This is a genomic window from Pseudomonas sp. IT-P395 (assembly GCF_949767675.1).
GTDB lineage: Bacteria > Pseudomonadota > Gammaproteobacteria > Pseudomonadales > Pseudomonadaceae > Aquipseudomonas.
The window spans coordinates 270,412-292,031 of the sequence record NZ_CATKPW010000058.1 but is presented as its reverse complement, the minus strand read 5'-3'; the positions used below and the strand labels follow the sequence as shown (position 1 = coordinate 292,031).

Genomic DNA, 21,620 nt, shown 5'->3' with positions numbered 1-21,620 from the left:
GGAGTGAGCCTGCTCGCGAATGCAGACGCCACAAACCAGAACGGCCTCCCACTGCGGAGGCCGTTTTGCATTCAGCGCATGCGGCTTTTCTTGCGCCGCGCCCATTGCCGCGCGACCCACCAGCGCCAATACATCATCACCAGACAGTAGGCGAGGGCGCCAAGCACCAGCCCTACCACCACCGAACCGAGCAGAAACGGCTGCCACAGCGTCGACAACTCGCCGCTGATCCATTCCCAGGTCAGCTCATCCGGCAGATGCCGGGCGGGCACGTCCATCAAAAACGCCCCGGCCTGATAAGTGCAGAAAAACACTGCCGGCATGGTGATCGGATTGGTCAGCCACACCAGACTGACCGCAATCGGCATATTCCCTCGCACCATGACGGCGAGGGCAGCCGCCACCAGCATCTGCGCCGGAATCGGCAGGAATGCGGCGAACAGGCCGACGGCCATCGCTCGGGCGACCGAGTGGCGATTGAGGTGCCAGAGGTTCGGGTCATGCAGCAACTTGCCGAGAAAGCGTAAGGATTTGTGTTCCCTGATGCTCGTCGGGTCGGGCATGTAACGTTTGAATAAGCGCCGGGGCATAAGGCTTCTCGGTCGGTTAAGGCGGCAAGTATGTCTGGATTCTACGAAGCGCCCATTCAGACTTTGTGACAATTGTTGACGACGCTTGTGCCCGACACCCGCTATGCCTAAAAGCGGGACTCTCAAGGACGGGCTTATGCGCACAGGGATGATGGCGCTCGCAGTCGGTCTGCTGGCCCCGGTTTTTATGCCGGCACTACCGCCGGTCTGGTTGATGCTGCTGTTGCCGGTCGTGGCTTTGATGCTGCTGCCGTTTCGCAGCTACCCCTTGGCGTTTTTGCTGTTTGGCTTCACGTGGGCCAGCGTCGGCGCGCAGTGGGCGCTGAATGATCGCTTGCCGATCGGGCTGGATGGCGAAACCCGGTGGGTTGAAGGGCGGGTCGTCGGTTTGCCGCAGAACAGCGACGGCGTGGTGCGTTTCGAACTGGCGGATGCGCGCTCGCGTCACGAAAAACTGCCACCGCTGATGCGCCTGGCCTGGTACGGCGGGCCGCCGGTCAACAGCGGCGAGCGCTGGCGTCTGGCGGTCAAGCTCAAGCGTGCGGGTGGTTTGCTCAATCCGGACGCTTTCGATTACGAGGCGTGGCTACTGGCGCAACGCATCGGTGCGACCGGCACGATCAAGGACGGCCAACGCCTGAGCGAAGCACGCTGGGCCTGGCGCGACAATATTCGGCAGCGTTTGCTCGAGGTGGACGCACAGGGACGGGGCGGGGCACTGGCGGCGCTGGTGCTTGGCGATGGCTCGGGACTCAGTCGCGAGGACTGGCAGATTCTGCAGGACACCGGCACCGTGCACTTGCTGGTGATTTCCGGCCAGCACATTGGCTTGCTGGCGGCAGTGATGTACATGCTGGTCAGCGGATTGGCCCGTTTTGGCCTGTGGCCGCTGCGCTGGCCCTGGTTGCCGTGGGCCTGTGGTCTGGCATTTGCGGCGGCGCTCGGTTATGGCCTGCTCGCAGGATTCGACGTGCCGGTACAGCGCGCCTGTGTGATGGTCGGTCTGGTGCTGTTGTGGCGCCTGCGTTTTCGTCATCTTGGTGCATGGTGGCCGTTGTTGCTGGCGTTCAATGCGGTGCTTTTGCTCGATCCCCTGGCCAGTCTGCGCCCCGGTTTCTGGCTGTCCTTTACCGCTGTTGCCGTGTTGATCTTCACCTTTGGCGGTCGGCTGGGCACGTGGCGTTGGTGGCAAACCTGGACGCGGGCGCAGTGGTTGATTGCCATCGGTCTGTGTCCGGTGTTGCTGGCACTGAATCTGCCGATCAGTCTTAGCGGACCACTGGCGAACCTGTTGGCAGTGCCTTGGGTCAGCCTGGTTGTATTGCCGCCAGCACTGCTCGGCACGTTAATGTTGCCGGTGCCGTATGTCGGTGAAGGTCTTTTGTGGCTGGCCGGCGGTTTGATCGATGCGCTGTTTCGTACTTTGGCCGTGATCGCCGGGCAGTGGCCGGCATGGACAGCCGCCGCTGTGCCGGGTTGGGTCTGGTTGCTCGGCAGCCTCGGTGCCGTGTTGTTGCTGTTGCCGCGCGGCGTGCCGATGCGTGCACTGGGCTGGCCATTGCTATTGCTGCTGGTCGTGCCGCCCCGCGAGCGTCTGGATGAAGGGCTGGCCGATGTCTGGCAACTCGATGTCGGCCAAGGCCTGGCCATTCTGATCCGCACCCGTCATCACACGCTGCTGTATGACGCCGGGCCGCGCTTTGGCGATTTCGATCTCGGCGAGCGGGTGGTGGTGCCCGCGTTGCGCAAACTGAGTGTGGAAAAGCTTGATCTGATGTTGCTCAGTCATGCAGATGCCGATCACGCCGGTGGTGCTTTGGCAGTCATGCGCGGTTTGACCGTCGATCGAGTGATCAGCGGCGACCCGGCGGGACTGCCTGAGCAACTGAGCGCCGAAGCCTGCGAACGTGGTCGGCAGTGGCAGTGGGATGGCGTGCGTTTTCAACTCTGGCAATGGGCGGACGCCAACGACAGCAATCAGCGTTCCTTTGTGTTGCAGATCGAGGCCAATGGTGAGCGCTTGCTGCTGACCGGCGACATCGACAGCCATGCCGAGCGCTTGCTGCTCGACAGTCCGCTGGCCGTGCCGACGCAATGGCTGCAATCGCCGCACCATGGTAGCCGCAGTTCATCGTCCATGGCGCTGCTCAAAGTCTTGCAGCCTGAGTCCGTGCTGATCTCGCGAGGCCATGGCAACTCTTTCGGCCATCCGCACCCGACCGTGCTGGTGCGTTATCGCAAATTGAATCTGCACATTTACGACAGCGCCGAGCAGGGCGCCATTCATCTGCAACTGGGTACCTTCAAGGCGCCACGCACAATGCGTCAGCAACGGCGTTTCTGGCGTGATCCGCCCGCACTGGCCCGTTGATCGGGGCGTGGGCGAATGGGGCATCACGGTCGTCGGGGCGGCGGGTCTTAATCGTGAATCGGTATGGTAAAGTGGCGCACTTTTTCGAGGGGACTGTCACTGTGTGGGAATTGGTCAAATCCGGCGGCTGGATGATGTTGCCGATCATTCTGAGCTCCATCGCGGCCATGGCGATCGTCGCCGAACGCCTGTGGACCCTGCGCGCCAGTCGCGTCACCCCCGAGCATCTGCTGGGCCAGGTCTGGGTGTGGATCAAGGACAAGCAGCTCAATAAAGAAAAGCTCAAGGAATTGCGCGCCAATTCGCCGCTGGGAGAAATCCTCGCCGCCGGTCTGGCCAACTCCAAGCATGGTCGCGAGATCATGAAAGAGTGCATTGAAGAAGCCGCCGCCCGCGTTATTCACGAGCTCGAACGCTACGTCAATGCGCTGGGCACGATTGCCGCCATGTCGCCGCTGCTGGGCCTGCTGGGCACGGTGTTGGGCATGATCGACATTTTCAGTGCCTTCACCGGTTCAGGTATGACCACCAATGCCTCGGTATTGGCCGGCGGTATCTCGAAAGCGCTGATCACCACGGCGGCGGGCTTGATGGTCGGTATTCCGGCAGTGTTCTTCCACCGGTTCCTGCAGCGCCGCATCGATGAACTGGTCGTCGGTATGGAGCAGGAAGCGATCAAACTGGTTGAAGTGGTGCAGGGCGACCGTGACGTCGATCTGGCCGAGGGCCGCGCGTGAAATTCCGTCGCAAGCCTCGGGAAACCATCGACATCAACCTCGCATCGCTGATCGATGTGGTGTTTATCCTGCTGCTGTTTTTCGTCGTGACCACCACGTTTACCCGTGAAACCCAGTTGCGCGTCGACCTGCCGGAAGCGGTCAGCGGCTCACCGGCCGAAGACCAGCAGCTCAAGCAGATTGATGTGGCTATCAGCGCTGAGGGCGTGTTTTCGGTGAACAACAAGATTTTGCCGAAAAATGATCTGGCGACCCTGATGGAAGCCATGCAGAAAGAGTCCAACGGCGACACCAACATGCCGTTGTCGATCAGTGCCGATGGCAAGACTCAGCATCAATCAGTGATCACCGCCATGGACGCGGCCGGCAAGCTCGGTTTCAGCCATCTGCGCATGACCACGGTCGAGGCGGCGCCGAAATCCTGATGAGTCTGTCCGATCGTTTGCTAGCCGCGTGGTATCAGGGGCACCCGGCCCTGACGTTGCTGCGGCCGTTGGAGTTGTTGTACCGCCGCGTGGTAGTCAAAAAACGCCAGCGCTTTCTCGACGGTGAGGGCGAGATCTATCAGCCACCGGTGCCGTTAATCGTCGTCGGCAACATCACCGTGGGTGGCACCGGCAAGACACCGATGATTCTCTGGCTGATCGAGCACTGTCGGCGCAGCGGCTTGCGCGTCGGCGTGGTCAGCCGTGGTTACGGTGCCAAACCGCCGCAGCTGCCGTGGCGGGTTGAGGCCGATCAAGCCGCCGACATTGCCGGAGACGAACCGCTGCTGATCGTCCAGCGCACCGGCGTACCGTTGATGATTGACCCCAATCGCAGCGCCGCCGTCAAAGCCTTGCTCGCCAGCGAACCGCTGGATCTGATCCTGTCGGATGACGGCATGCAGCATTACCGTCTGGCGCGAGATCTGGAACTGGTGCTCATCGATGCCGCCCGTGGTCTGGGCAACAAGCGTTGTCTGCCGGCCGGACCGTTGCGGGAGCCGATCGAGCGCCTGCAAAGCGTCGACGGCGTGCTGTTCAATGGTGCCACTGAAGACCGAGATGACGGTTTTGCTTTCCGTCTGCAACCCACCGCGCTGGTCAATCTGCGCAGTGGCGAGCGCAAGTCGCTCGATCATTTCCCGTCCGGCCAGGCCGTGCACGCGGTCGCCGGGATTGGCAATCCGCAACGTTTCTTCAATACCCTCGAAGCGCTAGACTGGCGCGCAGTGCCCCACGCGTTTGCCGATCACGCCGAATACAGCGTGCAGGCCTTGAATTTCACACCGTCATTGCCGTTGGTGATGACCGAAAAGGACGCGGTGAAGTGCCGTGCCTTCGCTACAGCCGACTGGTGGTATCTGGCGGTCGATGCCGTGCCGTCGCCGGCCTTCGTGGCCTGGTTTGACACGCAACTGATGCGCCTGTTGCCCGATCGGCTTTTGCCTTAACTCTTTACTCAGGGAATGTTCATGGACACCAAATTGCTCGATATCCTCGCGTGCCCGATCTGCAAAGGCCCGCTCAAGCTCAGCGCCGACAAGACCGAGTTGATCAGCAAGGGCGCCGGTCTGGCATACCCGATCCGCGACGGCATCCCGGTGATGCTCGAAAGCGAAGCCCGTACCCTGACCACCGACGAGCGTCTGGATAAATGACCACTGCCTTCACCGTTGTCATCCCGTCACGTTTCGCCTCGACCCGTCTGCCGGGCAAACCGCTGCTGGACATCGCCGGCAAGCCGATGATCCAGCACGTCTGGGAACAGGCGAGCAAAAGCAGCGCCAGCCGCGTGGTGGTTGCGACTGACGATGCGCGCATCGTCGAGGCCTGCAAGGCCTTTGGCGCCGAAGTGGTGCTGACCCGTGAAGACCATAATTCCGGCACCGACCGTCTGGCCGAAGTCGCGGCGAAACTGGGCCTCGAGCCTGACGCGATCGTGGTCAACGTGCAGGGTGACGAGCCGCTGATTCCACCGAGCGTGATCGATCAGGTCGCCGCCAACCTCGCCGCCCACACCGAAGCGCGCATGGCCACGTTGGCCGAGCCGATTGAAGACGTGGAAACCCTGTTCAATCCGAACGTGGTCAAGGTCGTCAGTGACATCAACGGTCTGGCGCTGACCTTCAGCCGCGCGACCTTGCCGTGGGCACGCGATGCGTTTGCCAAGAGCCGCGAGCAACTGCCGGAAGGCGTGCCGTATCGTCGCCACATCGGCATTTATGCCTACCGCGCCGGTTTCCTTCAGGATTTCGTCAACTGGGGGCCGTGCTGGCTGGAAAACACTGAATCCCTCGAGCAACTGCGTGCCCTGTGGCACGGCGTGCGCATTCATGTTGCTGACGCGTTGATCGCGCCACCGACCGGAGTCGACACCGTTGAAGACCTTGAGCGCGTTCGTCGCCTGCTGGAGGCCTGATGCGCGTTCTGTTTGTGTGCTTGGGCAATATTTGCCGTTCGCCCACCGCTGAAGGCGTGTTGCGCCACAAACTGCGTGAAGCGGGGCTGGCGGATCAGGTTGAAGTGGCCTCCGCCGGCACCGGTGACTGGCACGTCGGCAACCCGCCGGACAAACGCAGCCAGGCTGCGGCGAAAGTGCGCGGTTATGACTTGTCGGCGCAACGCGCGCAGCAGGTCAGCCGTGCTGACTTCGCCAGTTACGATCTGATTCTGGCCATGGATAACAGCAACCTGCGCAACCTCAAAGCCTTGCAACCATCCACCGGCAAGGCTGAACTGGATTTGTTCCTGCGCCGTTATGCCGGGCTGGTCGATGAAGTGCCGGATCCGTATTACGACGGCGATCAAGGGTTCGAGCAGGTGCTGGATCTGATCGAAGCGGCTTGTGACCAACTGTTGATCGAAGTGAAGGGCCGGTTATGAGTTTGCAGGTGCAACCGCAGGTTTCCCTGAAACCGTTCAACAGTTTTGGCGTGGATGTTCGCGCGCAACTGTTCGCCGAGGCCCACAGCGACGCCGATGTCCGTGAGGCGTTGGCTTATGCGAAAACACATGACGTGCCAATGCTGGTGATCGGCGGTGGCAGCAACTTGCTGCTGACCGCAGATATCCCGGCGCTGGTGCTGCGCATGGCGACGCGGGGGATCCGCGTGGTCAGTGATGACGGCAATCGTGTGGTGATCGAAGCTGAAGCCGGCGAGCCTTGGCATCCCTTTGTGCAATACACGCTGGCGCAGGGTTTTTCCGGACTGGAAAACCTCAGCCTGATTCCCGGCACCGTCGGCGCTGCGCCAATGCAGAACATCGGTGCCTACGGTGTCGAGATCAAGGATGTGTTTGCCGGATTGACCGCGCTGGATCGCCAGACCGGCGAGCTGCGCGACTTCAGCCTCGAAGAGTGCAACTTTGCCTACCGCGACAGCCTGTTCAAGCAGCAGCCTGGGCGTTGGTTGATTCTGCGCGTGCGCTTCAAACTGGATCGCGTCGCGCATCTGCATCTGGAATACGGCCCGGTGCGTCAGCGCCTGACCGAGCAGGGTATCGAGCAGCCGACGCCAAGTGACGTCAGTCGCGCCATCTGCAGCATCCGCAGTGAAAAACTGCCGGACCCGGCGGTGCTTGGCAATGCCGGCAGCTTCTTCAAGAATCCGCTGGTGTCGGCGGCCGTCGTCGCGCAAATCAAAACGCAGCACCCGGACGTGGTGGCTTACGCGCAACCGGACGGGCAGATGAAACTGGCGGCGGGTTGGCTGATCGAGCGTGCCGGCTGGAAAGGTTTCCGTGAGGCCGATGCCGGCGTGCATAAATTGCAGGCGCTGGTGCTGGTCAACTACGGCGCGGCAACCGGTTTGCAACTGCTCGACCTCGCGCAACGCATCCAGAAAGACATTGCCGAACGTTTCGATGTCGAGCTGGAGATGGAGCCTAACCGCTATTGAGGCTACGCTTTCAAAAGCGCCATCCAAAGCCCTGCACTGATAAAAAAGTGCAGGGCTTTTTTGTTAACGCTGGGTTAACTTAGCGAGCTAACGATAACCGTCATTTGCTCCACCAAAGGCCCGGTGCAGACGTTCCCGTCGGCACGAGAGAGCCTGATTAGCCTGAGTCGATCTGCGTGAACCACACCGCTGATTTTCCGGCGGCAGATTGCTCGACCCCATAACCACTAAAAATATGCGGGCGTGCCCATGATTACCCTGAAGCTCAACGGTCAAGACTTTCCCCTCGATGTCACTGAAGACATGCCGCTGTTGTGGGCGATTCGTGATGTCGCCGGTTACAACGGCACCAAATTTGGCTGCGGCATGGGCCTGTGTGGCGCGTGCACCATTCATATCGATGGCTTGCCCGCGCGCAGTTGCATCACGCCGATCGGCTCGGTGGTCGGACAGAACGTCACCACCATCGATAACCTGCACGCCGACCCGGTGGGTCAGGTCGTCCAGCAAGCCTGGCTCGACACCGCTGTAGCCCAATGCGGTTTCTGTCAGGGCGGGCAAATCATGTCGGCCACCGCGTTGCTCAAGACCAACCCGAACCCGAGCGACGAGCAGATCGAAGAAGCCATGGTCGGCAATATTTGTCGCTGCGGCACCTACAACCGAATCAAAACCGCTATTCGTCAGGCCTCCACTCACTTGAAGGAGGCCAAGGCATGAGCCGTCTTCCGAATGATTTCGCCCTGAGCAATCTCAGCCGTCGCGGTTTTCTCAAAAGCGTCGGCGCCACCGGTGCGCTGGTGCTGGCGGCGAGTTGGGGCTGGCAGGATGCGTTGGCCGAGGACAAACCGAAACAGTTCGGCGCCGATGGCATGCCTAATGGCTGGATCGATGATCCGAAGGTCTACGTCAGCATCGCCGCTGACGGCACCGTCACCGTGGTCTGCAACCGTTCGGAAATGGGCCAGGGCGTGCGCACCAGTCTGACCATGGTCGTTGCCGACGAGTTGGAAGCCGACTGGGCGCACGTCAAAGTGCAACAGGCGCCGGGCGATGAAGTGCGTTTCGGTAACCAGGACACTGACGGTTCGCGCAGCATGCGTCATTGGTACGAGCCGATGCGTCGTTGTGGCGCGGCGGCGCGGACCATGCTCGAGCAAGCTGCCGCTGCGCAGTGGAAAGTGCCGGTCGGCGAATGCCACGCGCAGTTGCATAAAGTCATCCATAAACCGTCCGGCCGTGAACTGGGCTATGGCGAACTCGCCGCTGCCGCCAGTGCGTTGCCAGTGCCGGCGCGTGACAGTCTGCGCCTCAAGCAACCGTCGGAATTTCGCTACATCGGCAAGGAAGGCAGCAAAGCCATCGACGGTGACGACATCGTCAACGGTCGTGCCGTGTACGGCGCCGATGTGCATTTCGATGGCATGTTGTACGCGACCATCGCCCGTCCGGCGGTGTACGGCGGCAAGGTCAAATCGCTGGATGACAGCGCCGCGCTGAAAGTCCCTGGCGTACTCAAAGTGCTGCAGATCGAAAGTCGCCCGTTGCCTTCGGAATTCCAACCGTTGGGCGGTGTGGCCGTGGTGGCCAGCAATACCTGGGCAGCGATCAAGGGCCGCGAGGCGCTGAAAATCGAATGGGACGATGGGCCGAACGCCAGTTATGACTCGATCGCCTATCGCAAGGAACTGGAAGCTGCGTCGCTGAAGCCTGGCAAAGTGGTGCGCAACACCGGCGATATCGACAAGGCCCTGAGCGGCGCCGCGAGTACGCTCGAAGCTTCGTATTACCTGCCGCACTTGGCGCAGGCACCGATGGAGCCCATGGTCGCCATCGCCCGTTACAAGGATGGCGTTTGCGAAGCGTGGGCGCCGAGTCAGGCGCCACAAGTCACCCGCGAACGCATCGCCGAGCGTCTTGGGCTGCCGTTCGACAATGTCACGTTCAATGTCACGCTGCTTGGCGGCGGTTTCGGCCGCAAGTCGAAACCGGACTTCGTCGTTGAAGCAGCGATTCTCGCCAAAGAGTTTCCCGGTAAAGCCGTGCGGGTGCAGTGGACGCGTGAAGATGACATCCACAACTCGTATTTCCACACTGTGTCTGCTGAGTACCTCAAGGCGGGCGTGGCCAAGGACGGTATGCCGTCCGGTTGGCTGCATCGCACCGTGGCACCGAGCATCACTGCGTTGTTCGCGCCGGGCATGAACCATGAAGCGGCATTCGAACTGGGTATGGGCTTCACCAATATGGCCTACGCGATTCCCAATGTGCGTCTGGAAAACCCCGAAGCCACCGTGCACACGCGAGTCGGCTGGTATCGCTCGGTGTCGAACATTCCCCATGGTTTCGCGATCCAGAGTTTCGTCGATGAGCTGGCGCACAAGGCCGGCGAAGATCCGCTCAAATACCAGATCAAACTGCTCGGCCCGGATCGCCAGATCGACCCGCGCACCTTGAGCGAAGAGTGGAACTACGGCGAATCGCCCGAGCGTTATCCAATCGATACCGGGCGCATGCGCACCGTGCTGGAAACCGCCGCGAAAGCAGCCGGTTGGGGACGCAAACTGCCGAAGGGCCGTGGTCTGGGTCTGGCGGTGCATTACAGCTTCGTCACCTATGTGGCGGCGGTGATTGAGGTTGAAGTAAAAGACGACGGTACGCTGATCGTGCACAAGGCTGACATTGCCGTGGACTGCGGGCCGCAGATCAACCCCGAGCGCATTCGTTCGCAGTTCGAAGGCGCTTGCGTGATGGGCTTGGGCAACGCGGTGCTGGGCGAAATCAGCTTCAAGGACGGCAAGGTGCAGCAGGACAACTTCCACATGTACGAAGTGGCGCGCATGTCGCTGGCGCCGAAGGAAGTCGCCGTGCATCTGGTGACACCGCCGGGCGACGTGCCGTTGGGCGGCGTCGGCGAACCGGGCGTACCACCGATTGCGCCGGCACTGTGCAATGCGATCTTCGCCGCCACCGGCAAGCGTATTCGCAATCTGCCGGTGCGTTATCAGTTGCAGGGCTGGCAGAAGGCAGAGGCGTAATGGACAGCGTCGACCTCAATGTCCTGCGCAGCGTCCTCGAATGGCGCCGCGCCGGGCAGCGGGTGGTGCTGTTCAGCGTGGTGCAGACCTGGGGCACTGCGCCCCGGGCGCCCGGCGCCATGCTCGCCTTGCGCGAGGATGGCGTGGTGATTGGTTCGGTGTCGGGCGGCTGCGTCGAGGATGACTTGATCGCCCGCCTGCACGATGGACGGATCGCCACCGATGGGCCGCCGGTGCAGTTGATTACTTATGGCGTCACGCGTGAAGAGGCGGCGCGCTTTGGCTTGCCTTGCGGCGGCACGTTGCGCCTGACCGAAGAGCGCGTCGGCGACCCTGCCTGGGTTGCCGAATTGCTGGCCCGTTGTGAGGCTCACGAGATCGTTGCTCGCGAACTGAACATCGAAACCGGCGAAGTGCTTCTGTCACCGGCGAGCAAAAGCGATGCGCTGGAATTCGATGGCAAAACCCTGCGCGCCATTTACGGTCCGCGCTGGCGTCTGCTGTTGATCGGCGCCGGCCAGTTGTCCCGCTACGTCGCGGACATGGCTCGACTGCTGGATTTCGAGGTATTGATCTGCGATCCGCGCACCGAGTTTGTCTACGGTTGGGAGGAGCATCACGGGCGTTTCGTCCCGGGCATGCCAGATGACGCGGTGCTGAGCATCCAGACCGATGAGCGCACGGCGATTGTCGCGCTGACTCACGATCCGCGTCTGGATGACATGGCATTGCTGACGGCGCTGGATTCGCCAGCCTTCTATGTTGGCGCGCTCGGCTCGCGGGTCAACAGTCAGAAACGTCGGGAGAATCTCGCTCAGCTAGGCTTGTCGGTAAAGGCGATCAATCGACTGCACGGGCCGATCGGCTTGCACATCGGCAGTCATTCGCCGGCGGAAATTGCCTTGTCGTTGTTGGCGGAAATCGTTGCAATCAAGAACGGCGTTGCGTTGAAGCAGAAGAAAACCCTGGAGGGCACATGAGTCGATCCATTGCAGTGATTGTGCTGGCGGCGGGCGAGGGCAGTCGCTTTCGCCAGGTGGCGGGTGCCGACAAGGACAAGTTGCTGGCGGACTGCTCCGGGCGGGATGGTGCGGTGCGTTCGGTGATCGAGCAGGTGCTGGTGAATCTGCCGGCCAGTCTGGACAAGCGCGTGCTGGTGACGACCGAGGCACGGCCGCAGGTGATGCGCATGGCGCAGGCTTATGGTTGTGACGTGGTCTCGATCGAATCGACCGGGATGGGTGACAGTATTGCCGCTGGCGTTGCCGCGTGCCCGGATGCTGATGGCTGGTTGATTGTGCTGGGGGATATGCCGTTTATCTTGCCGTCGAGTATTGAGCGTGTGGTCGCGGCGATTGCTGACGATGCGGTGAGTGTACCGGTGCAGGATGGCGAGTTTGGTCACCCTGTGGGGTTTGGTCGATCGTTTGGTCCGGGGTTGCAGGGGTTGAGCGGTGATCGTGGGGCCAGGCCGTTGTTCACGCAGGGCAGGGTGGTGGAGATTGCTGTCGATGATCCAGGCGTTCTGTGGGATATCGATGTGCCTGAGGCTTTGGTTTTTGCCTCGTCTTGAGATCTGTGTGAATTCCTTAGAGGCCCTCACCCTAACCCTCCCGAAACGTCGGACCGCCCAGAGGGAGAGGGGACTGACCGACGTGTTCTTTCGAGGTGCACCGACCCAGACTTCGAGTCGAGCACCGGCCTTGAAGTACACGGAGATCGGCTCCCTTTTCCCCTCGCCCCCTGGGGGTGGTCCGACGTTTCGGGAGGGCTGGGGTGAGGTGGGAATCTAGAATCCACCACAAAAAATCGATGCATAAAAAAGCCCCGCCTGAATAATCAGGCGGGGCTTTTTAACGGCTTTGGGAATTACACGAGAGGTTTAGGCTCGTGCTCTTTTTCCTCGGCCTCTTGGTGTTGCTCGACCGCGTCCTGAACGGAGCGTGGTGCTTCAGCGATCACCGCTTCAACTACCGCTTCTTCAGCGACCGGGGCAGGAACTGCCTCGACCACGGCAGCGACTGGAGCAGCTGCGGCAGCCAGTTCGGCTTCCTTCTGCAGACGCTCTTCTTCACGCTTGCGACGACGCACTTCACGTGGATCGTTCGGCGCGCGGCCGCTTGGCGTCAGAGCGCTGACCGGAGCCGGTGCTTCAACCACCGGGGCTGGCGCTTCGGCAACCACTGGCGCTTCGACAACGGGCGCTGGTTCAGCAACGACCACTGGCTCGGCAACCTTGGTTTCTTCAACTACTGGCGCTTCGAACACTGGCGCTTCAACAACCGGTGCTTCAACCACAGGCGCAGGCTTTTCAGCGGTTGCTGGTTCGGCAACCCAGTTGAAAGCGGTCTGCTCTTCGCGAACTTCACGCACGGTTTCAGTCACGGTTTCAGCGACGGTTTCAACCACCGGCTCGGCAACCACGGCTGGAGCTGGCTCTACCTGAGGCAAGGTTTCCTGAACCGGTGCCACTTCGACTTCCGGAGCAGCAACCACTTCTACCGGAGTGGTCGCTTCAACTACCGGCGCTTCCACTGGAGCGGTTTCCTGAACAGCAGCGGTGGCGCGTTCGGCTTGCTCGTGAGCTTGTGCTTCAGCCGGGGCGCTGATCACGGTGCTGGCAACAGCGGCGGTCACCGCCAGGCCAGCAGCCAGATCGGCAGTGCCTGGGCCTTCGCCGTTTTCGCCGGCTTCGGATTCTTCCGAACCTTCGATCACGTTGCCGTTGGCATCACGCTGACGCTCACGACGGTTGCTGCGACGACGCTGACCGCGCGAACGACGACGTGGACGATCGCCTTCGGCGTTCTCCGAACCGTCTTCCGGCAGTTGCTCTTCGTTGCTGTTCACTTCTTCTTCAGCGACGGCAGCAGCGGCCTGTTCGGCGCGTGGCTGACGCTCTTCACGCGGCGGACGCGGTGCGCGCTCTTCACGTGGCTGACGGGCCGGGCGCTCTTCAGCGGTAACAACTGCGGTGTCTGCAGTCACTGGAGCGGCGTCCAGTGGCTCGCGCAGTTCACGTACACGCTCTTCGCGCTCGCCACGTGGCTTGCGGTCTTCGCGCGGTGCACGTGGCGCACGTTCTTCACGCGGAGCACGTGGTGCGCGCTCTTCGCGGGCAACTGGTGCTTCGGTGCGGGCTTCACGAGGCTCGCGGACTTCACGGGCTTCGCGTGGCGCACGCTCTTCGCGCGGTTCACGTGGGGCGCGTTCTTCACGCGGTGCACGTTCTTCACGCGGTTTGCGCTCTTCATCGCGGCGACCATTACGGTTGCGGCTCTGCTGACGACCGTTGCGACGTTCTTCGTTACGGGCCGGGCGCTCGGTGGCTGGTTTTTCAACCACAACCGGAGCGGCTGGCTCTTCTTTGGTGGCGAACAGGCTGACCAGCGATTTCACCAGGCCTTTGAACAGGCTTGGCTCTGGCGCGGCAACTGGCGCCGGTGCCGGAGCAACAGGCGCGGCGGCTTCGGTCGGAACCGGAGCGTTGGCGCGGGCCGGAGCAGTCTTGACCGCAGCTTCCTGGCGAACCAGGGTGCGGGTCGCAGCGGCTGGCTGAACTTCTTCGACTTCAGCAGCGGCAGCAGCGATTTCGTAGCTGGACTGGTTGGTCGCGGCTTCCGGGCTGTCGTCACGCAGACGCTGAACTTCGAAGTGCGGCGTTTCGAGGTGATCGTTCGGCAGGATGACGATACGAGCGCGGGTGCGCAGTTCGATCTTGGTGATCGAGTTGCGTTTTTCGTTGAGCAGGAACGCGGCGACCGGGATCGGCACCTGAGCGCGCACTTCGGCAGTGCGGTCTTTCAGGGCTTCTTCTTCGATCAGGCGCAGGATCGCCAGCGACAGCGATTCAACGTCACGGATGATGCCGGTGCCGTTGCAACGCGGGCAGACGATGCCGCTGCTTTCGCCCAGGGATGGACGCAGGCGCTGACGGGACATTTCCAGCAGGCCGAAGCGCGAGATGCGGCCGATCTGCACGCGAGCGCGGTCGGCTTCCAGGCATTCGCGGACTTTCTCTTCCACGGCGCGCTGGTTCTTGGCAGGGGTCATGTCGATGAAGTCGATGACGATCAGGCCGCCGATGTCACGCAGGCGCAACTGACGGGCGATTTCTTCGGCGGCTTCAAGGTTGGTCTGCAGAGCGGTTTCTTCGATGTCGCTGCCTTTGGTGGCGCGCGCCGAGTTGATGTCGATGGACACCAGAGCTTCGGTCGGATCGATAACGATGGAGCCGCCGGAAGGCAGTTCAACGACGCGCTGGAAAGCGGTCTCGATCTGGCTTTCGATCTGGAAACGGTTGAACAGCGGCACGCTGTCTTCGTACAGCTTGATCTTGCTGGCGTACTGCGGCATCACCTGGCGGATGAAGGTCAGGGCTTCGTCCTGGGCTTCAACGCTGTCGATCAGCACTTCGCCGATGTCCTGGCGCAGGTAATCGCGGATGGCTCGGATGATCACGTTGCTTTCCTGGTAGATCAGGAAGGGCGCGGAGCGATCCAGCGAGGCTTCTTTGATGGCGGTCCACAGTTGCAGCAGGTAATCGAGGTCCCACTGCATTTCTTCGCTGCTGCGGCCCAGGCCGGCAGTGCGCACGATCAGACCCATGTCGGCTGGCGCAACCAGACCGTTCAGCGCTTCACGCAGTTCGTTGCGCTCTTCGCCTTCGATGCGACGGGAGATGCCGCCGGCACGCGGGTTGTTCGGCATCAGCACGAGGTAACGACCGGCCAGGCTGATGAAGGTGGTCAGGGCTGCGCCCTTGTTGCCACGTTCTTCTTTTTCGACCTGAACGATGACTTCCTGGCCTTCGCTCAGGACGTCCTTGATGTTGACGCGGCCTTCAGGGGCTTTCTTGAAGTATTCGCGGGAGATTTCTTTGAGGGGCAGGAAGCCGTGGCGCTCGGAGCCGAAATCGACAAAGGCAGCCTCAAGGCTTGGTTCGATGCGAGTGATGCGGCCTTTATAGATGTTGGCCTTCTTCTGCTCGCGTGCACCGGATTCGATGTCCAGGTCGTAGAGGCGTTGGCCATCTACCAGTGCAACACGCAACTCTTCGGGTTGAGTTGCGTTAATCAGCATTCTTTTCATGTAGTACCGTCGGTTTCCGGGCTGCCGGAAACGGCGTTCGGCACACACGACTTCTCACGGTCGGTGTCAGGTGCGTCGGGAGTGGTTGGCCATTCCCGTGTCCAGCGATATGCGGCCAATTGGGCCGATATAGCGACGTACGCGTCCTGCTTGCTGTGGCTACTTAAGCACTCAGTCAGGAGGAGGAATCAACCAGCGGCTGTGGACGAGATGAAGCGTCTTGATAAAGCCTATTGCTACACAGTCCAGCGGTTGTGCATCTCCACCCTACACGTATCCCTGATAATTCGGGTGCTGCCGCGCGCAGAATCCGCAGCGGGTTGGCATTTACCGTGAGCTCCGAAAGGGGAGGTCACGCATCATGGCTAATTCAGGCGTTGTTTCCGAAGCATTCGCTCGGGGTCATCTGCAGCTGACTGCACTTTGTGAACTGGCCTTGAATGTGTGCCTGCCAGGCGAGTAAAAACTCTGCTCGGCGGTGTAATTCAGGCCTCATGTCACCTGCGCTTGTTACAACTGCAAACTCCACCGTTACGTAGCGAAAGCCCCGTAGGACGGCCTCGCGTCCTGGTGAATTGCGTTGGTCAGGGCCGGTTTTTGACCGTGGTTCCGCTGTCCAGGCCGCTTTTGGCGGCGTTCGCGACTATAGCAGCAATGATTAAGTGCTTCAATTCCATAAAAATTGTTATCATCCGCGGCATGACAACTACTGCCCCTTCGACTCCAGGCGTTCAATTGCTTGAAGTCTCGCCGGAGTATGCCGGCCAACGAATCGACAACTTTCTCCTCGCCCGGCTCAAAGGCGTGCCCAAGACCTTGATTTACCGCATTTTGCGTAAAGGCGAAGTGCGCGTGAACAAGGGTAGGATCAAGCCCGAATACAAGCTGCAGGCCGGTGATATCGTGCGCGTGCCGCCCGTTCGCGTGCCTGAGCGTGACGAACCGGTGCCACTTGCACAGGGTTTGCTGCAGCGCCTGGAAGCCTCGATTGTCTTCGAAGACAAAGCCCTGATCGTGATCAACAAGCCCGCCGGCATTGCGGTTCACGGTGGCAGCGGCCTGAACTTCGGCGTGATCGAAGCCTTTCGTCAGTTGCGCCCCGATGCCAAGGAATTGGAACTGGTTCACCGTCTCGACCGTGACACCTCCGGCCTACTGATGATCGCGAAAAAGCGCAGCATGTTGCGTCACTTGCATGAGCAGTTGCGCGGCGATGGCGTCGACAAGCGGTACATGGCGCTGGTACGCGGCAACTGGGCGACTTCGATCAAGAAAGTCAGTGCGCCATTGCTCAAGAGTAATCTGCGTTCCGGCGAGCGCATGGTCGAAGTCAATGACGAGGGCAAAGAAGCCCTGACCATGTTCAAGGTGCTGCGCCGTTTCGGTGATTTCGCCACCATGGTCGAGGCTAAACCGGTTACCGGTCGTACTCACCAGATTCGCGTGCACACCTTGCATGCCGGCCATTGCATTGCTGGCGACAGCAAGTACGGCGATGAGGATTTCACCAAGGAAATCCGCGATCTGGGCGGCAAGCGCCTGTTCCTGCACGCCTACATGCTGACCGTGCCGCTGCCCGATGGCGGCAAGCTGACCTTGCAGGCGCCGGTCGATGAAATGTGGGCCAAGACCGTGGAGCGATTGAGTGCGCCCATCTGATTACAAACTGCTGATTTTCGATTGGGACGGCACGCTGGCCGACTCCATTCACCGGATTGTCGAGGCGATGCACTCGGCGTCCGGGCGCTCCGGTTTCGAGTTGCGCGATGACTTTGCCGTCAAAGGCATCATCGGTCTGGGTTTGCCCGAGGCGATTCGCACGCTGTATCCCGAGATCAGCGATGCCGAAATGACCCTGTTTCGCGAGTATTACGCCGATCACTACATCGCCGCGGAAGCCGTGCCTTCGCCGTTGTTCGAAGGCGTTGTCGAGTCGATGGCGTCCTTTCGCGAGCAGGGTTATCACCTGGCCGTCGCCACCGGCAAGAATCGTCGCGGGCTGGATCGGGTGCTCAAGGCCAATGGCTGGGAAGATTATTTCGATATCACCCGTGCTGCCGATGAAACTGCGAGCAAGCCGCATCCTCTGATGCTGGAGCAGATCCTTGCTCACTGCGGTGTGCGTGCGGAGCAGGCGCTGATGGTCGGCGATTCGTCCTTCGATCTGCTGATGGCGCGTAACGCAGGGATGGACTCGGTGGCGGTCAGTTATGGCGCGCAATCGATCGAATCGCTGCAGCAGTTCGAGCCGCGTCTGTCGATCGACCGTTTTTGTGAATTGCATGCCTGGCTGGAACAGCAGGCTTAATACGTTTTTGCTGGGGTGGATGGCATGACCGACGAATGGAAAGCACCGGCCAAGGCAAGTGCCGACGGCGGTGACGAGAAAAGCTGGAAGCTGTTGGAGAAGACCCTGCTGGCGGGTGTGCAGGAACAGCGTCGTTCGCGGCGTTGGGGGATTTTCTTCAAGCTGCTGACGTTTGTTTATCTGTTTGTGGCGCTGATTCTGTTCACGCCACTGATGGACATGGAAAAAAGCGCCACGCGCGGGTCGAACTACACCGCGCTGATCGACGTCACTGGCATGATTGCCGATAAAGAGCCGGCCAGCGCCGACAACATCGTCGGCAGTCTGCGGGCGGCGTTCGAGGACAAGAAGGTCAAGGGCGTGATCCTGCGGATCAACAGTCCTGGCGGCAGTCCGGTGCAGTCGGGTTATGTATATGACGAGATCAAACGTCTGCGCGGTCTGCACCCGGAGATCAAGGTGTATGCGGTGATTTCCGATCTGGGTGCGTCCGGTGCTTATTACATCGCCAGTGCGGCGGACCAGATCTACGCCGACAAGGCGAGTCTGGTTGGCTCCATTGGTGTGACGGCGGCGGGTTACGGCTTTGTCGGCACCATGGAGAAACTTGGCGTTGAGCGTCGCACGTACACCTCGGGCGAGCACAAGTCGTTCCTTGACCCGTTCCAGCCGCAGAAGCCTGAAGAAACGGCGTTCTGGCAAGGCGTGTTGGATACCACGCACAAGCAGTTCATCAACAGCGTCAAGCAGGGTCGTGGCGATCGTCTGAAAGACAAAGAGCATCCGGAGCTGTTTTCCGGGTTGGTCTGGTCGGGCGAGCAGGCGCTGCCACTGGGTTTGATTGACGGTCTGGGCAATGCCAGCTCGGTGGCGCGGGATGTGATTGGTGAGAAGGAGTTGGTGGACTTCACTGTTCAGGAGTCGCCGTTCGATCGCTTCTCGAAGAAGCTCGGTGCCAGTGTGGCTGAGCAGTTGGCGATGTGGATGGGTTTCCACGGGCCTTCGTTGCGTTAACAAATCACTGCATGAAAAAACCGGCCTTGATGGCCGGTTTTTTGTGGGTCAGGGAATCTGCACGCCTTCATCCAAAAGCATGTCGATCAGGCGAATCAGCGGCAAGCCGATCAGGCTGGTGGCATCCGGGCCTTCTGTGGACTGGAACAGGCTCACGCCGAGGCCTTCAGCCTTGAAACTGCCCGCGCAGTCGTAGGGCTGCTCGATGCGCAGATAGCGCTCAACGCGCGCCTGATCGAGTTGGCGCATATGGACAGTGAATGGCACACAATCGACCTGGCACTCGCCCGTCTGGCTATTGAGCAAGGCCAGGCCGGTCATAAATGTCACGCTGGCGCCGCTGGCGGCCATTAGTTGTTCGCGGGCTTTCTCGAACGTGTGCGGCTTGCCGATAATCTGCTCGCCAAGCACGGCAACCTGGTCTGAGCCAATGATCAGGTGAGCGGGGTGGCTGTCGGCCAGTGCCCGGGCTTTTTGTTCGGCGAGGCGCTTGACCAGTTCGATGGCTGACTCGCCCGGGCGATGGCTTTCATCGATATCCGGCGAGCTGCAGACGAACGGCAGGTGCAGGCGGGCGAGCAATTCACGACGATAAGTCGAGCTTGAAGCGAGTAATAAAGGCAGCATTCGCGTCTCCTGAGGCAGGTGCGAATTCTAGCGGAGGCACGCAAGTGACGGACAGGGCACAATTTCCTTTGACATGGGTGGGTGCATCCCTATAATGCTGCGCCTATGTTGAATGACCCGATTCCACCTCACGTTGACCCGCGCAAATTGGCTGATCGTGGCACCACCCTTCAAGGTGAAATGCTGCTGGCCGATTTGGAGAGACTCTGCGACCCGCTTTCCGACAATGTCGGTACGGTGCAGGCGAAATTCGTTTTTGAACGAGATGAACGTAAATCTGTGGTAATCCACAGCTTTATCGACACCGAGGTCAAAATGGTTTGCCAGCGTTGTCTTGAGCTGGTCACCCTGCCGATCCACAGCGAATGCAGTTATGCTGTGGTGAAAGAGGGTGCGAATACCCAGTCGTTGCCGAAAGGTTATGACGTGCTGGAACTGGGCGAAGATCCATTGGATCTGCAGTCACTGATCGAGGAGGAGCTTCTGCTCGCCTTGCCCATTGTGCCTGCTCATCATCCGGAAGAATGCCAGCAGCCGGCGGGTCTCGATGAGCCCGAACCGAGCGAGGACGAGTCAACGCGGTCCAACCCGTTCAGTGTATTGGCGCAGTTAAAGCGTGACCCAAACGTTTAGGAGTTAATCAATTATGGCTGTTCAGCAGAACAAAAAATCCCGCTCTGCCCGTGACATGCGCCGTTCGCACGACGCTCTCGAGGCTAGCACTCTGTCTGTAGAAAAAACCACTGGTGAAGTTCACCTGCGTCACCACGTATCGCCAGAAGGCGTATACCGTGGCCGTAAAGTGATCGACAAGGGCGCTGACGAGTAATCACTTGTCCGCTCAAGTCATCGCGATTGACGCAATGGGCGGGGACTTCGGTCCCCGCAGCATTGTTCAGGCCAGCCTTGCTTGCCTGTCTACTACGCCCTCGCTGCACCTGACCCTCGTCGGTCAACCCTCCCTTCTTGAAGAATTGATCAACGGCCAATCGGCTGCCGATCGCGCGCGCCTGACGATTGTTGCGGCCAGCGAAGTCATCACCATGGACGAAAAACCGACCCAGGCCTTGCGCGGCAAGCCGGATTCGTCGATGCGTGTTGCTCTCGAACTGGTGCGTGACGGCAAGGCTCAAGCGTGTGTCAGCGCCGGTAATACCGGTGCGTTGATGGCGCTGTCGCGGTTCGTTCTGAAAACGTTACCGGGTATTGACCGTCCGGCCATGGTTGCCGCGATTCCGACGCAGAAGGGTTTTTGCCAGTTGCTCGATCTGGGCGCCAATGTCGATTGCAGTGCCGAGCATTTGCTGCAGTTTGCGGTGATGGGCTCGGTGGCGGCGCAGACGCTGGGCATCCATCGCCCGCGTGTCGCGCTGCTGAACATCGGCACCGAAGACATCAAGGGCAATCAGCAGGTCAAACTGGCTGCGACACTGCTGCAAGCTGCTCGCGGTATCAACTACATCGGTTTTATCGAAGGCGACGGGTTGTATCGCGGAGAGGCTGACGTGGTGGTTTGCGATGGTTTTGTCGGCAATATCCTGCTGAAGTCCAGCGAAGGCCTGGCGACGATGATTGCTGCACGTATTGAAGCGTTGTTCAAAAAGAATCTGGCTTCCCGTGCGGTAGGGGCTTTGGCGTTGCCACTGATGAAGCGCTTGCAGGCGGATCTGGCGCCGGCGCGACATAACGGCGCAAGCTTTCTCGGTTTGCAGGGTATCGTCGTGAAAAGTCACGGTTCGGCCGGGGTCCAGGGCTTTCAGAGCGCGATTCAGCGTGCGCTGATCGAGATTCAGGAGAATCTTCCCGAACGCCTCCACGGTCGTCTGGAGGATTTGTTGTCTTAGGCGTTTTCGTCGGACAATGCTTAAATGTGACCGCCCGGTTCAAAGGGCCATCCAACTGTCAGTTTCTTGCGTCCCCCAGGGGGCGTCATTTTCCGACGACAAGATCATTAGGGGCTT

Annotated in this window: 21 protein-coding genes; 18 read left to right on the top strand and 3 right to left on the bottom strand. The window is 60.5% G+C overall.

Annotated features, from left to right (window positions below):
- Positions 1-71: 71 nt before the first annotated feature.
- Positions 72-590 carry a DUF2062 domain-containing protein gene (locus tag ACM6IN_RS25060; protein WP_007908202.1) on the bottom strand — a complete coding sequence of 173 codons (519 nt, stop codon included), beginning with the start codon at positions 588-590 and terminating at the stop codon, positions 72-74.
- Between the two features lie 136 nt (positions 591-726).
- On the opposite strand from ACM6IN_RS25060, the gene ACM6IN_RS25055 reads away from it, so the two are divergent.
- The 12 genes from ACM6IN_RS25055 (at position 727) to ACM6IN_RS25000 (ending at position 12,192) form a co-directional block, all read left to right on the top strand.
- Positions 727-2,961, top strand: a complete 2,235-nt coding sequence (locus tag ACM6IN_RS25055) for a DNA internalization-related competence protein ComEC/Rec2 (protein ID WP_414916877.1) — start codon at positions 727-729, stop codon at positions 2,959-2,961.
- 101 nt (positions 2,962-3,062) lie between these two features.
- Positions 3,063-3,698, top strand: coding sequence for a MotA/TolQ/ExbB proton channel family protein (locus tag ACM6IN_RS25050; RefSeq protein WP_007908216.1), 636 nt, complete (start codon positions 3,063-3,065; stop codon positions 3,696-3,698).
- Positions 3,695-4,123 (top strand): ExbD/TolR family protein, encoded by a 429-nt coding sequence (locus tag ACM6IN_RS25045; protein ID WP_007908223.1) that lies wholly within the window; start codon positions 3,695-3,697, stop codon positions 4,121-4,123. Before ACM6IN_RS25050 ends, ACM6IN_RS25045 begins: the two co-directional genes overlap by 4 nt.
- Positions 4,123-5,133, top strand: a complete 1,011-nt coding sequence (gene lpxK / locus ACM6IN_RS25040; RefSeq protein WP_007908225.1) for a tetraacyldisaccharide 4'-kinase — start codon at positions 4,123-4,125, stop codon at positions 5,131-5,133. Before ACM6IN_RS25045 ends, lpxK begins: the two co-directional genes overlap by 1 nt.
- A gap of 21 nt (positions 5,134-5,154) precedes the next feature.
- A complete protein-coding gene (locus tag ACM6IN_RS25035; RefSeq protein ID WP_003174668.1) occupies positions 5,155-5,340 on the top strand; it encodes a Trm112 family protein in 186 nt (61 codons plus the stop codon).
- The gene (gene kdsB, locus ACM6IN_RS25030) at positions 5,337-6,101 is read left to right on the top strand and encodes a 3-deoxy-manno-octulosonate cytidylyltransferase (RefSeq protein ID WP_007908227.1); all 765 of its coding nucleotides are present in this window, start codon (positions 5,337-5,339) and stop codon (positions 6,099-6,101) included. Before ACM6IN_RS25035 ends, kdsB begins: the two co-directional genes overlap by 4 nt.
- Positions 6,101-6,565, top strand: a complete 465-nt coding sequence (locus ACM6IN_RS25025; protein ID WP_102900035.1) for a low molecular weight protein-tyrosine-phosphatase — start codon at positions 6,101-6,103, stop codon at positions 6,563-6,565. The genes kdsB and ACM6IN_RS25025 overlap by 1 nt, the downstream gene beginning before the upstream one ends.
- Complete coding sequence (gene murB, locus ACM6IN_RS25020; RefSeq protein ID WP_414916876.1) at positions 6,562-7,581, top strand: UDP-N-acetylmuramate dehydrogenase; 1,020 nt, start codon at positions 6,562-6,564, stop codon at positions 7,579-7,581. Before ACM6IN_RS25025 ends, murB begins: the two co-directional genes overlap by 4 nt.
- Before the next feature lie 249 nt (positions 7,582-7,830).
- Positions 7,831-8,301 carry a (2Fe-2S)-binding protein gene (locus ACM6IN_RS25015; RefSeq protein ID WP_414916875.1) on the top strand — a complete coding sequence of 157 codons (471 nt, stop codon included), beginning with the start codon at positions 7,831-7,833 and terminating at the stop codon, positions 8,299-8,301.
- Positions 8,298-10,619, top strand: coding sequence for a molybdopterin cofactor-binding domain-containing protein (locus tag ACM6IN_RS25010; RefSeq protein ID WP_414916874.1), 2,322 nt, complete (start codon positions 8,298-8,300; stop codon positions 10,617-10,619). Before ACM6IN_RS25015 ends, ACM6IN_RS25010 begins: the two co-directional genes overlap by 4 nt.
- A complete protein-coding gene (locus tag ACM6IN_RS25005; protein ID WP_414916873.1) occupies positions 10,619-11,599 on the top strand; it encodes an XdhC family protein in 981 nt (326 codons plus the stop codon). The genes ACM6IN_RS25010 and ACM6IN_RS25005 overlap by 1 nt, the downstream gene beginning before the upstream one ends.
- Complete coding sequence (locus tag ACM6IN_RS25000; RefSeq protein ID WP_414916872.1) at positions 11,596-12,192, top strand: nucleotidyltransferase family protein; 597 nt, start codon at positions 11,596-11,598, stop codon at positions 12,190-12,192. Before ACM6IN_RS25005 ends, ACM6IN_RS25000 begins: the two co-directional genes overlap by 4 nt.
- 296 nt (positions 12,193-12,488) lie before the next feature.
- Here the strand turns inward: ACM6IN_RS25000 and rne are convergent, their stop codons facing one another.
- A complete protein-coding gene (rne, locus tag ACM6IN_RS24995) occupies positions 12,489-15,710 on the bottom strand; it encodes a ribonuclease E (RefSeq protein WP_414916871.1) in 3,222 nt (1,073 codons plus the stop codon).
- Positions 15,711-16,409: 699 nt separating this feature from the next.
- On the opposite strand from rne, the gene rluC reads away from it, so the two are divergent.
- Genes rluC through sppA form a run of 3 tightly spaced genes read left to right on the top strand, consistent with a single transcriptional unit; the run spans position 16,410 to position 19,032 of the window.
- Positions 16,410-17,369 carry a 23S rRNA pseudouridine(955/2504/2580) synthase RluC gene (rluC, locus tag ACM6IN_RS24990; protein ID WP_034155359.1) on the top strand — a complete coding sequence of 320 codons (960 nt, stop codon included), beginning with the start codon at positions 16,410-16,412 and terminating at the stop codon, positions 17,367-17,369.
- On the top strand, positions 17,356-18,018 hold the full coding sequence (locus tag ACM6IN_RS24985; protein WP_007908241.1) for an HAD-IA family hydrolase: 663 nt from the start codon (positions 17,356-17,358) through the stop codon (positions 18,016-18,018). The genes rluC and ACM6IN_RS24985 overlap by 14 nt, the downstream gene beginning before the upstream one ends.
- Before the next feature lie 24 nt (positions 18,019-18,042).
- Positions 18,043-19,032 (top strand): signal peptide peptidase SppA, encoded by a 990-nt coding sequence (gene sppA, locus ACM6IN_RS24980; protein WP_007908243.1) that lies wholly within the window; start codon positions 18,043-18,045, stop codon positions 19,030-19,032.
- A 48-nt stretch (positions 19,033-19,080) separates the two neighbouring features.
- Here the strand turns inward: sppA and ACM6IN_RS24975 are convergent, their stop codons facing one another.
- Entirely contained in the window at positions 19,081-19,659 is a 579-nt protein-coding gene (locus ACM6IN_RS24975) for a Maf family protein (protein WP_414916870.1), read from the bottom strand.
- 105 nt (positions 19,660-19,764) lie between these two features.
- On the opposite strand from ACM6IN_RS24975, the gene ACM6IN_RS24970 reads away from it, so the two are divergent.
- From ACM6IN_RS24970 to plsX, 3 genes are read left to right on the top strand one after another with little or no spacing between them, the layout of a single operon-like run.
- Positions 19,765-20,292, top strand: a complete 528-nt coding sequence (locus ACM6IN_RS24970) for a YceD family protein (RefSeq protein WP_007908248.1) — start codon at positions 19,765-19,767, stop codon at positions 20,290-20,292.
- 13 nt (positions 20,293-20,305) lie between these two features.
- Positions 20,306-20,488 carry a 50S ribosomal protein L32 gene (rpmF, locus tag ACM6IN_RS24965; RefSeq protein WP_003179396.1) on the top strand — a complete coding sequence of 61 codons (183 nt, stop codon included), beginning with the start codon at positions 20,306-20,308 and terminating at the stop codon, positions 20,486-20,488.
- 4 nt (positions 20,489-20,492) lie between these two features.
- Complete coding sequence (gene plsX, locus ACM6IN_RS24960) at positions 20,493-21,503, top strand: phosphate acyltransferase PlsX (RefSeq protein ID WP_414916869.1); 1,011 nt, start codon at positions 20,493-20,495, stop codon at positions 21,501-21,503.
- Positions 21,504-21,620: the final 117 nt, after the last annotated feature.

Coding starts and splice junctions, on each gene's coding strand:
- ACM6IN_RS24970 (WP_007908248.1), top strand. CDS start 19,765: ATGTTGAATGACCCGATTCCACCTCACGTTGACCCGCGCAAATTGGCT.
- sppA (WP_007908243.1), top strand. CDS start 18,043: ATGACCGACGAATGGAAAGCACCGGCCAAGGCAAGTGCCGACGGCGGT.
- ACM6IN_RS25005 (WP_414916873.1), top strand. CDS start 10,619: ATGGACAGCGTCGACCTCAATGTCCTGCGCAGCGTCCTCGAATGGCGC.
- lpxK (WP_007908225.1), top strand. CDS start 4,123: ATGAGTCTGTCCGATCGTTTGCTAGCCGCGTGGTATCAGGGGCACCCG.
- rpmF (WP_003179396.1), top strand. CDS start 20,306: ATGGCTGTTCAGCAGAACAAAAAATCCCGCTCTGCCCGTGACATGCGC.
- ACM6IN_RS25010 (WP_414916874.1), top strand. CDS start 8,298: ATGAGCCGTCTTCCGAATGATTTCGCCCTGAGCAATCTCAGCCGTCGC.
- ACM6IN_RS25035 (WP_003174668.1), top strand. CDS start 5,155: ATGGACACCAAATTGCTCGATATCCTCGCGTGCCCGATCTGCAAAGGC.
- ACM6IN_RS25025 (WP_102900035.1), top strand. CDS start 6,101: ATGCGCGTTCTGTTTGTGTGCTTGGGCAATATTTGCCGTTCGCCCACC.
- rne (WP_414916871.1), bottom strand. CDS start 15,710: ATGAAAAGAATGCTGATTAACGCAACTCAACCCGAAGAGTTGCGTGTT.
- kdsB (WP_007908227.1), top strand. CDS start 5,337: ATGACCACTGCCTTCACCGTTGTCATCCCGTCACGTTTCGCCTCGACC.
- ACM6IN_RS25015 (WP_414916875.1), top strand. CDS start 7,831: ATGATTACCCTGAAGCTCAACGGTCAAGACTTTCCCCTCGATGTCACT.
- ACM6IN_RS25000 (WP_414916872.1), top strand. CDS start 11,596: ATGAGTCGATCCATTGCAGTGATTGTGCTGGCGGCGGGCGAGGGCAGT.
- ACM6IN_RS25055 (WP_414916877.1), top strand. CDS start 727: ATGCGCACAGGGATGATGGCGCTCGCAGTCGGTCTGCTGGCCCCGGTT.
- ACM6IN_RS25060 (WP_007908202.1), bottom strand. CDS start 590: ATGCCCCGGCGCTTATTCAAACGTTACATGCCCGACCCGACGAGCATC.
- rluC (WP_034155359.1), top strand. CDS start 16,410: ATGACAACTACTGCCCCTTCGACTCCAGGCGTTCAATTGCTTGAAGTC.
- ACM6IN_RS24975 (WP_414916870.1), bottom strand. CDS start 19,659: ATGCTGCCTTTATTACTCGCTTCAAGCTCGACTTATCGTCGTGAATTG.
- murB (WP_414916876.1), top strand. CDS start 6,562: ATGAGTTTGCAGGTGCAACCGCAGGTTTCCCTGAAACCGTTCAACAGT.